The organism is Halobacillus sp. Marseille-P3879 (assembly GCF_900240285.1).
In the GTDB taxonomy this organism is placed as follows: Bacteria; Bacillota; Bacilli; order Bacillales; family Halobacillaceae; genus Halobacillus_A.
In genome coordinates this window covers 693477-708065 of sequence record NZ_OESS01000003.1, presented here as the reverse complement: position 1 = coordinate 708065, position 14589 = coordinate 693477, and the positions used below count along the sequence as shown (strand labels likewise).

Here is a 14589-nt window from a genome sequence, read left to right as displayed (position 1 = left end):
TCAGAAACTAAAAACTAATATCTGCCAGATGATTAATTTCATTTAATAAATCTGGATGCTTCTCAACAGATTGATAACTTAAGGTACCAGAGCTTTCTTCATTTTCTGGAAGTAAAAACGTACCATCTTCTAAAACAGCAAAGCTGAAATCAGACTCAGTGCCCGCTGCCAGTTCTCCCTCATCTGAAAAGCTGTAAGTATACGCAGTTTGAGCATCCATCTTGTCTCTCATTTCTTTTTCATCGGCTTCTTTTATCTCCATTCCACTTATAATATCCAACAGTTCTTCCTTCGTTTCTTCATCTTGTCTTGTTGTTGTCTGTTCTTCCTTTGTTTTACTATCTTCTACCTTTTGAATATAAAGCGTATCCGACAGCTGAGCACTATCAATATCGACTTGATCTGCTCCGTTTCCACAAGCACTTAGAATCGTCAAACCTATGATCAAAAGTATATAATGGTATCGAATAGTTGACCTGCTTTCTATTAAGAATTCAATTCTATGTCCATTTAAAAGGGAAAGTAATGTTTACGTCAAGTAGAAGAAAGGAGTGTGCTTTATGGTTAGATTAGAACACTTTGGGAAAAAAGACTATGATCAACTTATTCAATGGGTAGAATCCCCTGCTTTTTTGTTACAATGGGCAGGTCCACATTTCTCCTACCCGCTTACCTACAATCAGCTGGATGAGTATATAAAAGGAGCTAACCAGGAACAAAGTCCATTATTTGTTTATAAAGCAGTGGAACATTCGACTAATCAAGCAGTAGGACATATAGCGCTTAATAATATTGATCTACATAATCATTCAGGGCGTATTGGTAAAGTACTTGTGAGAAGAGAAGCGCGTGGGCGGGGTATTGGTCTGCTGATGATAAAAGGCGTGCTACAAATCGCATTTGAGAATTTGAACTTGCATAAAGTAACCCTGGGGGTGTTCGATTTCAATGAACCTGCCATAAAAACGTACAAAAAAGCAGGTTTTCAAATTGACGGATTACTTAGAGACCATCGTCGTTTTAACGAGGAATACTGGAGTTTGTACGAAATGAGTATTTTATATAGGGAATGGAAACAAAATCCGTAACAATTTAGTTAAATGTTCTTTCGTGTAACTATATATTATTTGCCATAATTTTGCTACGATTGTAATTCAGAGTATTAAAGAAAGGATCGATAGACTATGAAAAAACGATTGATTGCTGTTGGGATTGCTGGTGGTTTATTAATCATTGCTATCCTGATTCAAAGTATTAGTTTTTTAACATCCAGCACCTTTACAGAGTCATCACAAGGATTATTTGGAAGAGATGATGCTGAAGGTCCAACCGAAGAAGTTATCGAGTCCGGTTCTTCTTCTAATCGAATCGCCCGTATTTCTGTTGAGGGTACAATTATGAGCGGTCAGGGTTCGAATCCCTTTATGAGTGAGGGATATAATCATGAAGCTTTAATGGAACAATTGGAAGCCATTAAAGAAGATTCAACGATTGACGGCGTTTTAATGTACGTCAATTCACCTGGCGGCGGTGTATTTGAGAGTGCAGAAATCCATGACAAACTCAATGAATTAAAAGAGGAAGATAAATCGTTGTATGTGTCTATGGGAGGAATGGCTGCTTCAGGAGGTTATTACATATCAGCCCCGGCAGACCAGATTTATGCTTCTGAAGAAACATTTACTGGATCGTTAGGCGTAATTATGGAAAGTGTAAACTATGAAGAGCTCGCTGATGAATATGGGGTAGAATTTAATACCATCAAAAGCGGGGAATTCAAAGACATTATGAGCCCGACAAGAGAGATGACTGAAGAAGATGAAGAAATACTGCAGACTTTAGTAGATGAATCATACGAAGGATTTGTTGACGTAATCAGTGAAGGACGTGGAATGTCGGAAGATGAAGTGAGAGAAATTGCAGACGGCCGTATTTACTCTGGACAACAAGCAGCTGATAACGGCCTTGTTGACAACATAGGCTTTGAAGAAGACGCAATGAATGCTCTTAAGGAAGAGGTCGGCGGCAGCCCTGAAGTGATTGAATATAATCCGAGCGGCGAAACCTTTTTTGGAGTCCCAATTGATGTAAGAAGCTTTCTTCCAACAAGCGAAGTAAAATGGGTCAATGAATTAATAGAGCAGCGTCAAGGTCCAAGACTAATGTATATGTATTCCGAGTAAAGGAGGCGATTAAATGGATACTGTAGAATCAAATCAGCCGTCTAATTATTTAAATCAAGCTGTATCGTCAAACTTAAACGAAATCCATCGTATTGTTTATGCAGGATTTGGACCACGTTTTTTTGCTTACATCATTGATCTGATCGTAATTTGGAGCTTGAACTCGATTATTACCAGACCGCTGTTAAGGGTAACCAATCTCTCTGAAGCAAAGCTCTGGATTGAAATCTTTAGCGCCGCAAATATCACTCAATCTATAGTGTTTTTCCTTTACTTCATCCTTATGACTTTCTTTTTCAGGGCTACCCTTGGAAAAATGGTTCTTGGACTGTCAGTCGAATCGTTAAAAGGAGACCACCTTACAAAAGGGCAGATAATCTTTAGAGAACTGGTCGGTCGATATATCAGCATGGCCATTATGGGATTACCTTACTTAGTCGTAATTTTCACTAAGAAACATCAAGGCATCCATGATCTGTTTGCCGATACCTCTGTGATCAAAGATCGAATGAAAAAATTAAACCGTGAAATTGAATCCGCTATGTAAAAAAAGCCGCTCCCTCTTATGTGAAGGAGCGGCTTTATTAAGTGAAATGATATAAACTACCTTAGCCAATTCCACAGGCAAAGGACCCATTTTTTTGTGCATACTTCTGGTGATACTCCTCTGCCTCATAAAAACGACCTGCTGGTGTTACTTCAGTTACAATCCTACGCTTGAATATTCCTTTATTTGTCCACTGTTGGATCTTTTCTTCTGCTACTGCTTTTTCAGCTTCATTCTGATAAAAGATGGCCGATCGATATTGATGCCCCACATCTACACCCTGCCTATTTTTAGTTGTAGGGTCATGGGCTTCAAAGAAGATATTAACTAACCCGCCATATGTGATGATCTCAGGATCGTATTCAATACGGATAGCCTCGGCGTGTCTGGTTGTACCGGTTTTAACTTGTTCATAAGTAGGATTCTCTACGTGACCACCTGTATAACCTACACGTGTATTCGTAATTCCTTCAAAACGTTCAAAGAATGCTTCAACTCCCCAAAAACATCCTGCTCCAAAAATTGCTGTCGCCATTTGTCATCTTCCCTTTCCATTAACGCAACTTCCACCTAAGAGAGTTTGACGGTTTAAACTACCAAAAAACCCCTTTTCTTATCCTAGTAATAAGAAAAGGGGTCGTAAATTTCCGTACGATCCTCTCATCTTTTAGAGTAAATAATCACTCTACAGGAATTGGCACCGTTCTCGTCAATCCTTGGATTGATTCGATGGTTGCCGGGCATCAAAGGGCCAGTCCCTCCGCCTCTCTGGATAAGAAGTTTCCGTTATAATTTTAAGTTATTTTATATAATACAATGTTTCAAACTCGAAGTAAAGGCGTTTGCTTGTTTTTTCATAAAAATTATGAAGAACTGCCCCCAGATGTCACAACTTCTTCAAAAGGCTGGACAATCACAAATCCTTCTCCTTTAAACTCCATTTGAATAGACTCGCCGCTTCCACGCCCAATAAAAGTTTTAAAGCTGACATCGGTACGGAATTCTGGTTTCAAATGACCCGACCAGGCAACTGTAGCATTTGGGTCAGTAATAACAGGTTGATCAGGACTCACCAGCAAGGTTAATGGTTCATAATGTGAAGTAATTGCCACCCTTCCACTGCCTTCTAATGTAACATTAAACAACCCGCCTGACATCATTCCAGCCACTTTCTTCATCAATTTAATATCCCAGGAAATACCTGGTTCAAAGGCTAGAAGATCGTTTCCATTTACAGTGATGGCCTCATTATCCAAATCAAAAACCGTGATCTTTTTCCCCTGGTCAGCTAAGTATAAACGACCTCTGCCTGAAGCTTTCATAAGAGAACTTCCCTCTCCAGAGAAAGCTTTTTTAAACATTTTTCCTACGCCGTGCTCAAGAATACCTTCACGTTCAAATTTTACCGCTCCATTGTAAGATATCATGGAACCTGCTTTCGCCCACACGTGATCAGCAAGGTTTACTTCTAATATACGCGGTGTTTCCAGTTCAAAGAACTCATTTTCTGCTTCATCCTGCTTTGTTTTTCTAATAAATTCATTAATTGAATAATTGCTCATCAAGCTATACCCCTTTCCTCTCTCGTCCCTATTGTATACGAATAAGAAGAAATAAATGATTCATAAGAAAACTAACCTCCAAGAAAAATCGCTCCGTAACATAAAGAACCTGCAATGACGAAAGCAGGATGAACCTTCACCCGCTCAAGCAGAATATAGCTGACGAGGATTAATAAGAAGGTTTGAAGGAGACCAGCAGATCCATAGGAACTGGCAAAGAACTGATAAGCCATCACACCTAGCAGGATAGCTATAACAGGACGAATCAAGGAGGTCATCGCTTTTACACGAGGGGAACCTTTAAACTTATTAAGTAAACTTAACAGCGCAATCATTAGAATCAGAGACGGAGCTACTGTAGCGAATACCCCGACAAAAGCTCCTGCGATGCCAGCTTGTTCATAACCAATAAACCCTGCCATCTTTGTAGCAATCGGACCAGGAAGAGCGTTGGCCATAGCAAGCATTTCACTAAATTCATTAACCGACATCCATTCAAACCGCCCGACTACTTCATTCTCGACGAGGGGGATGGAAGCGGGCCCTCCGCCATATCCTACGACACCAGGGATAAAAAACGCTACAAATATCTGCCAATAAATCATACCGAAGACTCCTTACCTTTGTAGTTCTCCTCATCTTTCTTCTTTTTCATTGGTTTCACTAATGCATATATCAGGAGTACTAAAATAACAATTCCTGGATGAATCCCAATGGCTTCTATTAAAATAAGCGACGTTACACCAAGCAGTATAGTAATCCAAATCCCCAGATTCTCTTTAGATTTTTTTATAAAATCGAAGGTTAACACAGCCAGCATCACACCAACTACTGGAACGACAGCCTGAGTCATCCCATTCACCCAGTCCAGCTCACGAAAGTTATTCAAAAAGGATAAAAGCATAATTAACAGAGCTATCGTTGGCAGGATCGTAGCCAGGATTGCATTCAGCATGCCGGTATAGCCGGAAACCCTGTATCCAATATAGCCAGCCATTTTGGTTGCAATAGGACCCGGGAGAGAATTACCCAGTGCCAGGATATCAGCAAAATCGTCATCGGAAAGCCATTTATACTTTTCTACTACTTCTTTATGAACGAGCGGTATAGAGGATGGACCTCCTCCGTACCCAAATATCCCTACTCTAAAAAAGGCAAGGAAGAGATTCCACTGTTGCAAGATCTTTCACCCCTTATCGGTATTAATAAGCTGAGATAGAACCATCCGTTCGTGATTCTGTTCCTCCAAATAAGGAACCTGTTTCCTCGTCTTTCCAAATGATCTGCCCTCTTCCGAAAGCTCCTGTTTCCACTTGAACCTCGACGTTATGGCCTTTTCTTCTAAGGGATTCAGCAATATGGATTGGAAAATCAGGTTCCACCCATACTGTCTTATTCTCCATCCACTGCCAACGAGGGGCGTCTAAAGCAGCCTGAGGATTTAAATGAAAATCAATGGTATTCATAATGACCTGCAAGTGACCTTGCGGCTGCATAAATCCTCCCATTACTCCAAAAGGTCCTACTGCCTTATTATCCTTTGTCAGGAACCCTGGAATTATTGTATGGTAGGAACGTTTATTTCCTTCCAAAGAATTAACATGGCCAGGATCCATGGAGAAGTTATGCCCTCGATTCTGTAAGGATATACCCGTCCCTGGAACAACAAGGCCAGAGCCGAAGCCCATATAATTACTTTGTATAAAAGAAACCATATTTCCATCACTATCAGCGGCAGCTAGATAAACGGTACCGCCTTTCGGAGGATCTCCCGCCTCGGGCTGCAGTGCTTCTTCTCCGATCAATGATCTACGGTGAGCAGCATACTCACGGTTTAGTAACTGGTCTACTCCAACCTTCATATGTGCTTCATCAGCTATAAATTTCTCTCCATCAGCAAATGCCAGTTTCATAGCCTCGATTTGCTGATGATAGGTACCTACCTCTTCTTTAGATTGCACGTCAAATCCTTCCATAATATTTAATGCAGACAAGGCGACCATCCCCTGGCCATTCGGAGGAATCTCCCACACATCATATCCTCTGTAATTGACAGACACAGGATTAACCCACTGAGGCTGAAAGTTTTGCAAATCTTTCTTTCGGATATAGCCGTTATATTCTTTGGAGAAGTTATCAATTTTATCAGCGATCTCACCGTGATAAAAAGCTTCAGCTTTTGTTTCTGCGATTTTTTTCAAAGTTTCAGCGTGACCTGGTGATTTCCACACTTCTCCGATCTTTGGAGCCCTTCCTTTAGGAGCAAACGTGTCGAACCAGTGCGAAAATTCCTCCCCTTCTAGAACCTCCCGGAATTTATTGTATCCCGCTTCCCAAAACTTCCCTAATACAGGAGTGACTGGGAAACCATTTTCTGCATAATCAATGGCTGGAGCCAGCACCTCAGTTAATGGAAGGCTTCCAAAACGTTCAGATAGTTCTGCCCAGGCCCCAGGCGCACCAGGGACGGTTACGGGTATAAACCCATATTTCGGAATTTCTTCGTATCCCTTTTCTTTTAATGAACCAATTGAAATGGTGGAAGGTGAATGCCCGCTGCTGTTTAACCCATACAGCTTATCTTTCATCCAGACAATAGCGAAAGCATCCCCGCCAATCCCGTTAGATGTAGGCTCAACAACTGTTAGAGCAGCTGCAGTTGCAATGGCTGCATCAACCGCATTTCCACCCTTTTTTAACATATCGAGGCCAGCTTGGGAGGCTAGCGGCTGAGAAGTAGCTACCATTCCTTTATTAGAAATGGCAGAAGTTCTTTTAGAGGTATAAGGCTGGTATAAATAATCCATTTTTTCCATATGTACGATTCCTTTCTTAATAAGATATTTAAAAAATTTGTCCTCTACCTTCCTAATCCAGTTGGTTAGTGGAGGCCAAATCCCTTAAACTTCATGGCAAGCTACAAAATGGCCCTGGTCGACTTCCCTCCATTCCGGTCTTTCTGTTCTTTATTCGTGGAATACAAGGAGAGCTCGTTTATAGATGTTCCTCCTTTTTAAAGCAGATTAAAGGAAGCATAGGATTCTATAAGACCATTTGCACACCCTTCTTGACAATTTTTAAGGATCTCACAAATTTACTTTACATTAAATTGAACCTTAACAACTTTCTATAGTTAACCAAAAACAATAATTAAGTTAACAATTGGTTCGTTGTTCATGATTATAATTGAAAAATCTAAAAATTTAAACCCTTTTATGATGAAAAATATTTTTTAGTTATTTTAGAAATACAGTCGATTGAAACATTAATTTCTTCGTGATAGTATTCAAACAACAAATGGAAATTATATGCGCTTCAAACCGGCTTGTTTATAGATAGGTGGTTGTAAAATGGAAAAAAGCCAAAATTTAAAAATAGATGATACAGATAAAAAAATATTAGAGCTGTTAATTGAGGATGGAAGACTATCTTATGCGGATATAGGCAAGAAACTGGACCTTTCACGAGTAGCTGTCCGATCCAGAGTAAATCAGTTAATAGAGTGTGGAGTGATTGAAAAGTTTACGACAGTGGTCAACAGCGAAAAAGTGGGCAAAGAAGTGTCCGCATTCTTTGAAGTGGATTGCGAACCCAGAGCGCTTGTAGAGGTTGCTGAAAATCTGGCCAACAATCCTTATGTAGCAAGCTGCTACCAGATGACAGGCCCCAGCACGCTACATATGCACGTGTTAGTTAGTGACTTTACAGAGCTTGAATCTTTTATTAATAAAGAACTTTACGCACTTGAGGGGATTACACGCGTGGAAAGCCACATTTTACTGAGGCGTTTTAAGAGCAGAAGCGGCTTAAAGCTATAAGTTCACCGGAGTTGTTCGCTGAGGCTTTCAATTTACCCGCTGACTAGAGCAGCCTACGTACTTCTAAAGGTTGTCTCTATTTTAAAGCGCCAATCTTTTAAATTGAGAGAAATCATATAAAAAGGCAAGGTCTCCAACAGAAGACCTTGCCTTTTTATATGAAAAGTACTTTTTATTTTTTTAATAGATCACTAACGATTTTTCTATGACTGCCAACCATCTGCTCAGGCAGTTTCTCTGTATCGAAGAATCTGCACTGGTACGATTCTTGCTTGTTTGCACTTAATTCGCCATCAAATGTATAAGTATAGTAAGCTGCAGTAACTGAATAATATTGATCACCGTTTTGAGCGACAGTATAAAAATCTTTTCCAGAGTAGATATCAATTAACTTTAGATTCTTTACTGTTAAATTTGTTTCTTCCTTGACTTCGCGCATTGCCGTAGCTTCGGTAGATTCCCCAAGTTCCATTAGTCCTCCTGGTAGTCCCCAAACCCTGTCTGGATGAGTACGCTGTTGCAGCAACAGCTGGTTTTGTCCATTGAAAATGGCCACTACTGCCCCAGTGAGAATTAACGGACGTGAGCCTACCAGCTTACGAAGTTCTTCTACGTAACTCAAAAAATAACCTTCTTTCTAAGCAGTCTATAGAGTTTTCTTTAAAGTGTAGAAGCTTGTTCCTGGTAAATAATCTTTGATTTCTCCTACCACTTTGTAACCATTTCCCTCGTAGAATTTTTTTGTCCGTTGTTCGAAGGTGGTAAGCATAGCATAATCTGCGCCTCTTTTTCTTGCCATGTTCTCGACAGTTCGGAGAAGCTCTGTTCCTATACCCTGGCCGCGGTACTGTTCGTATACCCAGCAATCATTGATCTCCAGCCAGTTCCAATACAATTCCGAAGAAATGCCGCCCATCCACTTATGGTTTTCGTTCGATACCATCATATTAATAGGCTGAAGCGCTTCTTTATTTTTGGCACAATAGCTGGTATATTCTCTTTTACATTCTGCCAGCTTTTTATAAATATAATCTGAAAACTCCCCTCGCCCTTCCATATCAATTGTCACATTATAGTTCACTTTTTCTATTTCACCTCTAATAATGGAATAAAATCATATGGGTCTGTCTTACCACTGAAAGTATTTTAACATAATCAGGAAAACATTAGAACTTATATCCATTTAACTATGAATAACTTTCACAGTTAAAACTCTATGAAGTTAGACGACTAGCCTTATCATAAAGTTTTACTTTCCATCAAAAAAATTTACGATCTTTCATCATTCTATTTACAGTGAGTTTTTTCTATTTTTTCCCTTTCACATTTCTCTCATTTTCGGGCCGCTTTATCCAATAACGGAGTCCTCTTCCTGCATATGGTTCATCAGAAAATCGCGGAATTACATGAAGGTGGGCATGTGAAATCGTTTGTCCTCCGAACGCAGCCGTATCCACTCTACACTGAAACCATCTGGGGAATATAGACTATCTATTTTGCGTTTGGGTTTTATGACATAATACAAAAGAGTCTTCCTGCTCCTGGTTTAATATGTATTTGCGGGAATAATTAACGCGCTGTCTTGGAGGACCTCCTGTTCAGACTATTTCTGGATAAAATAGCAAGCATTATTTTTCCTCAATGATTAATTGGTCCTCACTTCTAATAGATTGCAAAATACACACTCTTTTGTATTCAAGGTTCAATGTTTTTTTTAAAAACGTAGCTTACTCGATTATACCCCATTTTTTCCTCGTAAAACCGGTGGGCCTTTTCTCTTTGAAGACCGGATGACAGGGCTATATTTTCATAATTATTTTCCTCCGCCCACTGATGGACAAATGATAACAGTTTTTCCCCATAACCTGATGAACGCAAGTCTTCTCTTACGACCAAATCACAAACCCAGATAAACCTACCATAATACAAAGTGATCATGGGTTTGAACCCTGTAACGGCCACCATATTTCCTTCTTCAAACTGGCCGTACAAACGATACATGTCTTTTTCCATTGCTTCTTTTACCAGAGAGGTATAGTCTTTAAGATTTAAATGAGTACGCAGCTGCTTCATTACAGGGAAACTGCTTTTAATTTCCTCATCAGTTTGTAACTCTTTTATTTCTGCCATTATCGATCTCCTCACCATTACCATAAGTCAGTTTACCAGATATAGAAGTTCCGGGCCTTAAATTATGAATGATGGATCATTCATAATTTAAATCCCCAAAAAAACTTCCCTGTACAAAGTCTACTTATATTTTACAGGAAAGTTAAGGGAATTCAAGATATTTAAATAAACCTAATTAAAAACGTAAAAAATATAATAAATGGAATGATGAAAGTCAATGTATTAACTGCTTGCAAAGTACTTAATCCTCTGCTGACATAATCCCGTCTTCTTTGTTCTCCTCTTATAAATTGGAAAGAAAGAAAGGACAAAAAAGGTACAAAGAAACCCAGCCCACCCTGCTTATGGGGTAAAATTCCTGACACCTCTAAAGTTAAAATACTTAATAAAATTACGTTTATAATGAATAAGACAATTGGAATAAAATACGAGCGAATAAACAAAAAGCTCACTCCTTCTCTACAGCTTTGAATGGTAACCCAAGTATGTACCCTTGATTCTATACACTCTATCACACGTAATATTGAAATTACGATTACGATTACTTTACAAAACATTAAAATTCAGCATGCTGCAATAACTGCATTCTTTTCATTTTTTTCTTTACTGAACTTCTTTCTTTTATCTGAAAATAACGTATAATCTGACATTATATTTCTATTACATCCAGGAGGAATTCATATGCGTACATTAGAAAAAATCAGTAGTTTTGTTGGAGGTACCTTTGCTGTCTGGGTACTGTTATTTGCGGTATTATCTTTTGTTTATCCTTCCGCTTTTACATGGATCTCTCCATATATCGTTCCATTGCTTGGCATAATTATGTTTGGTATGGGATTAACCTTGTCAAAACAAGACTTTAAAGAAGTTTTTCGACGTCCTAAAGATGTAGCCGTAGGAGTTGCTGCTCAATTCGTTTTAATGCCGCTACTCGCCTTTCTGCTGGTTACGTTATTACCCGTTTCTCCAGAGGTAGCGGTCGGAGTAATTTTGGTCGGTTGCTGTCCAGGTGGTACCGCCTCTAACGTAATGACTTATTTATCAAAAGGAGATACAGCTTTATCAGTAGCCATTACTTCGGTCTCTACTTTACTGGCACCTTTTCTAACACCGGCTCTTATGCTTTTGTTTGCCAGTCAGTGGCTTCCTGTTTCAGCTTCAGACATGTTCTTTTCTATCATCAACGTTGTGTTGATTCCGATTATATTAGGTTTAATTGTTAGAGCTCTTCTTGGTACTAAAGTTGAAGTTGGAATTAAATCAGTCCCTCTTGTTTCTGTCGTGGCTATTGTTGCAATCGTTGCAGCGGTTATCGGAGGCAATCAGCAGCAAATTATGGAGACTGGTCCCATTATCTTCGCAATAGTAGTCGTGCATAATCTACTGGGCTATTTGACCGGATATGGATTAGGCAAACTATTTAAGATGGGATCTGCAAAACAGCGGGCTGTATCGATCGAAGTGGGCATGCAGAATTCCGGGCTAGGAGCTTCGCTGGCAGCCGTTCACTTTAGTCCTTTAGCTGCCGTTCCAAGTGCCATCTTTAGTGTATGGCATAATATATCCGGACCTTTAGTAGCTACGATCTACCGGAAAATGAAAGAAAAAGAATCCTCTGCTGCTTCTGTAGACCAGGCATCCTAACTTGTTAAGTGATGTGAATGATATTTAGGTGAAGATCATTTTTAAAAAACGAAGGATCGAATTAGGATTCTTCGTTTTTTTTATGAGTGAAAGGACACTTCCCTTGAATCGGCTCTATATCGTCCCCAATAAAATACTGTTTCCATTCCCTATGATCAGGGTCCCCGTAATGATTGATATTTGGATGCTTAGGCAGTCGATCCCAATTCTCCACCCGCTCCCTTACTTTTTCCCGAGACATAATGCCGCCCTTTGACGTACCTTCCAAGCCTTCAAATATACGCCGTGGTTGAAAGCCTATTACTAGACTGTTTCCTAAGTCTCTTGTCTTTCTCTGTTTATACGCAGGAGCGTTGCCAAAAGCAAAAAAAGGCTCTCCCGCAAAGGAAAATGCCCATAAATGGTGATCAGGATCGGTTGGATAATCCTCAGGCCATGGCTTATGGTCATTGTTATGTAAGTATTGTAGAATTTCCCAGAAATACTCTCGATAATAAGGAATGGATCTATTTTCTTTCTCTGGTTCTACAAAAAGGAAAAACCCATGACGAATCATTCGCTTTTGGTTGTCAAATAAACGAATAAAAGTTTCTAGAGTTTCAGGGAGGTGTCTCCAGTTTTCATGGGTAATATAGGAGTACCTTAATTCTCCACGCTTTTCTCCCGACATTCCAAAGTAGCACGGGAATGTTTTGTCTGTCACAATACCGCGGAATGTTTCGTATTCATTCTTGACCCATTGAGGTACTTTATTTAAATCGGTCATATCTTCTTTTGTATACAGAAAACTCAACTGTCTCCACCTCTTCTCGTTATTAATAATATTTCTATTCCCTATTCACGCAGAAAAAACACTACCCTGTCACAGCAGGATGAAACTAAAAACAGCGAAATTAGAAAAAGAGCTTACTCTTCTGAGCAAGCTCTTTTTCATTAAACAGGATCTTCAGCCGTATTATGAGGTGTACCTTTGTCTTTTTCTGATTTATCAACAGCAACTGCGCAAGCTGCATCGCCCGTAATGTTAATCGCGGTACGGGCCATGTCAAGCACACGGTCAATTCCAAGAATAAGCGCAATTCCTTCTACAGGAAGGGCCACCTGGCTTAATACCATGGCAAGCATAATTAAACCAACACCCGGGACGCCGGCTGTACCAATACTTGCCAGCACCGCCGTCAATACAACCATTACTAATTGAGCGAAAGAAAGATCACTGCCATATACCTGGGCAATAAACAGGGTTGCTACACCTTGCATGATCGCTGTACCATCCATATTAATAGTAGCACCAAGAGGCTGAACGAAACTGCTTACCGGTTTCGAAACCCCTAGTCTTTCCTGTGCTGTTTTCATTGAAATAGGCAGTACAGCACTGCTGCTTGACGTACTGAAGGCTACAGTCATAGCCGGGAAGAAATTTTTAAAGAAATGAATAGGATTCATCTTTCCAATAAAGTAAACAATTGAACTATAGAAAAGTGAAGCATGAATAACTAATCCTGCGAGAACTAGAATCATATAGGCAAGCATCGCCTTCATCCCATTGATCCCCATTTCTCCAATGGCGGATGCAAGCAAACCGAATGCCCCGTATGGCGCAAAACGCATAATTAGATTGACAAGCCACATCATAATTTCATTACCTTGTTCGATAAGGTTGAATATGCCCGATGTTTTTTCACCAAGCATTGCTAAAGCCAAACCAATAAAAATGGAGAACGTGATAATTTGAAGCATGTTCTCTTCTGTCATAGACTGCATAGGGTTCTCTGGAATAATGTTAGTAAATGTTTCGACGACTCCAGGTGCTTCTTCCTCCTGCTCATAATTAGCACCGGATGGGTCTATGTTAGCACTGCCCGGCTCAAATGCGAATGCAAGCAGTAAGGCAATCGTAATCGCAACGGTTGTAGAAGCTAAGAAAAAACCAATGGTCTTTCCCCCGATACGTCCCAGTTTCTTAGGATCCCCTAAAGAAGCTGTTCCCAGTGTAATGGAAAAGAATACGATCGGGACAACCAGCATTTTAATTAAATTAAGAAATATCGTTCCTAGTGGATCGAACACATACGTATCTAACGTACTAAATAAATCTGGTGAAGTAAGATTTAAGACTAAACCAATAACAGCACCTAAAATTAAACCAATAAAAATTTTAACGGTTAAGTTCATGCATGTACGCCTCCTTCTCTTCGTTGTAATAGCTCGTTTACTCCTATATATGAATCAATATAGAAGGTTATGTGTCAGAAAATTCAACCAAATGAATAGTGATGATGGCATTTTTAATGGGAAAGGTCCTTTTCTAAATTATCAGACCAAAGGACAAATTCATACACGACAATAAACCTATATTGTTGACATAATTTTCAACAAATTGAGGATATTTATGGAATATAGTAATATTTGCTTCTCTCCATAAAATAAGCATTCACTATTCAGCGTCTCATTGCGTTAAACCTTTCACGCTTTCATTTTATTTCATTTATTCTTTTAAAAACCCCAGGTTCCCTGCTAATAATGCTTTGATAAAAGATTCAAACGGTATTTTAAGTAATTTAATTATAGTTCTTATTGCTTATTTCTTTATCCCCAAAAATTACTTCCTTCTTCTTTTATTATAGAAAAATGCATTATGAACAAGTTCGCCCAATTAGCCGCGATCTCTGCGACTTGTAACGGTTTTAGAAAAACATCTAAAT

At 39.4% G+C, this 14589-nt stretch carries 16 protein-coding genes and 1 riboswitch; of the genes, 5 read left to right on the top strand and 11 right to left on the bottom strand.

Annotated elements, in window-relative coordinates; translation table 11 throughout:
- Positions 1-7: 7 nt before the first annotated feature.
- Entirely contained in the window at positions 8-436 is a 429-nt protein-coding gene (locus C1A12_RS17770) for a hypothetical protein (protein WP_145997062.1), read from the bottom strand.
- Positions 437-560: 124 nt separating this feature from the next.
- On the opposite strand from C1A12_RS17770, the gene C1A12_RS17765 reads away from it, so the two are divergent.
- The 3 genes from C1A12_RS17765 to C1A12_RS17755 all read left to right on the top strand — a co-directional run bounded on the left by C1A12_RS17765 (position 561) and on the right by C1A12_RS17755 (position 2730).
- Positions 561-1088, top strand: a complete 528-nt coding sequence (locus tag C1A12_RS17765; protein ID WP_101846028.1) for a GNAT family N-acetyltransferase — start codon at positions 561-563, stop codon at positions 1086-1088.
- A 96-nt stretch (positions 1089-1184) separates the two neighbouring features.
- Complete coding sequence (sppA, locus tag C1A12_RS17760; protein WP_101846026.1) at positions 1185-2183, top strand: signal peptide peptidase SppA; 999 nt, start codon at positions 1185-1187, stop codon at positions 2181-2183.
- Between the two features lie 13 nt (positions 2184-2196).
- Positions 2197-2730 (top strand): RDD family protein, encoded by a 534-nt coding sequence (locus tag C1A12_RS17755; RefSeq protein WP_101846024.1) that lies wholly within the window; start codon positions 2197-2199, stop codon positions 2728-2730.
- Between the two features lie 61 nt (positions 2731-2791).
- On the opposite strand, the gene msrA is transcribed toward C1A12_RS17755, so the two are convergent.
- The 5 genes from msrA to ggt form a co-directional block, all read right to left on the bottom strand.
- Positions 2792-3265 (bottom strand): peptide-methionine (S)-S-oxide reductase MsrA, encoded by a 474-nt coding sequence (msrA, locus tag C1A12_RS17750; protein WP_101846022.1) that lies wholly within the window; start codon positions 3263-3265, stop codon positions 2792-2794.
- Positions 3266-3387: 122 nt separating this feature from the next.
- Positions 3388-3509: riboswitch (SAM riboswitch) on the bottom strand.
- 84 nt (positions 3510-3593) lie between these two features.
- A complete protein-coding gene (locus tag C1A12_RS17745) occupies positions 3594-4292 on the bottom strand; it encodes an AIM24 family protein (protein ID WP_101846020.1) in 699 nt (232 codons plus the stop codon).
- A 71-nt stretch (positions 4293-4363) separates the two neighbouring features.
- Positions 4364-4897 (bottom strand): chromate transporter, encoded by a 534-nt coding sequence (locus C1A12_RS17740; protein ID WP_101846018.1) that lies wholly within the window; start codon positions 4895-4897, stop codon positions 4364-4366.
- Positions 4894-5472, bottom strand: coding sequence for a chromate transporter (locus C1A12_RS17735; RefSeq protein WP_101846016.1), 579 nt, complete (start codon positions 5470-5472; stop codon positions 4894-4896). Before C1A12_RS17735 ends, C1A12_RS17740 begins: the two co-directional genes overlap by 4 nt.
- Positions 5473-5494: 22 nt before the next feature.
- Positions 5495-7099 carry a gamma-glutamyltransferase gene (gene ggt / locus C1A12_RS17730; protein WP_101846543.1) on the bottom strand — a complete coding sequence of 535 codons (1605 nt, stop codon included), beginning with the start codon at positions 7097-7099 and terminating at the stop codon, positions 5495-5497.
- Positions 7100-7642: 543 nt separating this feature from the next.
- Here ggt and C1A12_RS17725 point away from each other — a divergent pair.
- Entirely contained in the window at positions 7643-8110 is a 468-nt protein-coding gene (locus C1A12_RS17725; RefSeq protein WP_101846014.1) for an Lrp/AsnC family transcriptional regulator, read from the top strand.
- Positions 8111-8282: 172 nt separating this feature from the next.
- On the opposite strand, the gene C1A12_RS17720 is transcribed toward C1A12_RS17725, so the two are convergent.
- From C1A12_RS17720 to C1A12_RS17710, 3 genes are all read right to left on the bottom strand, one after another.
- Positions 8283-8732, bottom strand: a complete 450-nt coding sequence (locus tag C1A12_RS17720) for an NUDIX hydrolase (protein WP_101846012.1) — start codon at positions 8730-8732, stop codon at positions 8283-8285.
- A gap of 24 nt (positions 8733-8756) precedes the next feature.
- Positions 8757-9191 (bottom strand): N-acetyltransferase, encoded by a 435-nt coding sequence (locus C1A12_RS17715; protein WP_101846010.1) that lies wholly within the window; start codon positions 9189-9191, stop codon positions 8757-8759.
- Positions 9192-9805: 614 nt separating this feature from the next.
- Positions 9806-10258, bottom strand: coding sequence for a GNAT family N-acetyltransferase (locus C1A12_RS17710; protein ID WP_373420493.1), 453 nt, complete (start codon positions 10256-10258; stop codon positions 9806-9808).
- A gap of 663 nt (positions 10259-10921) precedes the next feature.
- Between C1A12_RS17710 and C1A12_RS17700 the strand changes: the two genes are divergently transcribed.
- Entirely contained in the window at positions 10922-11884 is a 963-nt protein-coding gene (locus C1A12_RS17700; RefSeq protein WP_101846003.1) for a bile acid:sodium symporter family protein, read from the top strand.
- A gap of 61 nt (positions 11885-11945) precedes the next feature.
- On the opposite strand, the gene C1A12_RS17695 is transcribed toward C1A12_RS17700, so the two are convergent.
- Positions 11946-12650: a YqcI/YcgG family protein gene (locus C1A12_RS17695; protein ID WP_101846542.1), complete on the bottom strand. Its 705-nt coding sequence runs from the start codon at positions 12648-12650 to the stop codon at positions 11946-11948.
- 167 nt (positions 12651-12817) lie between these two features.
- Positions 12818-14059 carry a dicarboxylate/amino acid:cation symporter gene (locus C1A12_RS17690; RefSeq protein ID WP_101846001.1) on the bottom strand — a complete coding sequence of 414 codons (1242 nt, stop codon included), beginning with the start codon at positions 14057-14059 and terminating at the stop codon, positions 12818-12820.
- Positions 14060-14589 lie beyond the last annotated feature (530 nt).

What these genes read in the sequence shown, in the direction of transcription:
- C1A12_RS17755 (WP_101846024.1), top strand. Translation starts at nt 2,197, where the DNA reads ATGGATACTGTAGAATCAAATCAGCCGTCTAATTATTTAAATCAAGCT.
- C1A12_RS17695 (WP_101846542.1), bottom strand. Translation starts at nt 12,650, where the DNA reads ATGACCGATTTAAATAAAGTACCTCAATGGGTCAAGAATGAATACGAA.
- C1A12_RS17745 (WP_101846020.1), bottom strand. Translation starts at nt 4,292, where the DNA reads ATGAGCAATTATTCAATTAATGAATTTATTAGAAAAACAAAGCAGGAT.
- C1A12_RS17690 (WP_101846001.1), bottom strand. Translation starts at nt 14,059, where the DNA reads ATGAACTTAACCGTTAAAATTTTTATTGGTTTAATTTTAGGTGCTGTT.
- sppA (WP_101846026.1), top strand. Translation starts at nt 1,185, where the DNA reads ATGAAAAAACGATTGATTGCTGTTGGGATTGCTGGTGGTTTATTAATC.
- C1A12_RS17740 (WP_101846018.1), bottom strand. Translation starts at nt 4,897, where the DNA reads ATGATTTATTGGCAGATATTTGTAGCGTTTTTTATCCCTGGTGTCGTA.
- C1A12_RS17710 (WP_373420493.1), bottom strand. Translation starts at nt 10,258, where the DNA reads ATGGTGAGGAGATCGATAATGGCAGAAATAAAAGAGTTACAAACTGAT.
- C1A12_RS17725 (WP_101846014.1), top strand. Translation starts at nt 7,643, where the DNA reads ATGGAAAAAAGCCAAAATTTAAAAATAGATGATACAGATAAAAAAATA.
- ggt (WP_101846543.1), bottom strand. Translation starts at nt 7,099, where the DNA reads ATGGATTATTTATACCAGCCTTATACCTCTAAAAGAACTTCTGCCATT.
- C1A12_RS17765 (WP_101846028.1), top strand. Translation starts at nt 561, where the DNA reads ATGGTTAGATTAGAACACTTTGGGAAAAAAGACTATGATCAACTTATT.
- msrA (WP_101846022.1), bottom strand. Translation starts at nt 3,265, where the DNA reads ATGGCGACAGCAATTTTTGGAGCAGGATGTTTTTGGGGAGTTGAAGCA.
- C1A12_RS17700 (WP_101846003.1), top strand. Translation starts at nt 10,922, where the DNA reads ATGCGTACATTAGAAAAAATCAGTAGTTTTGTTGGAGGTACCTTTGCT.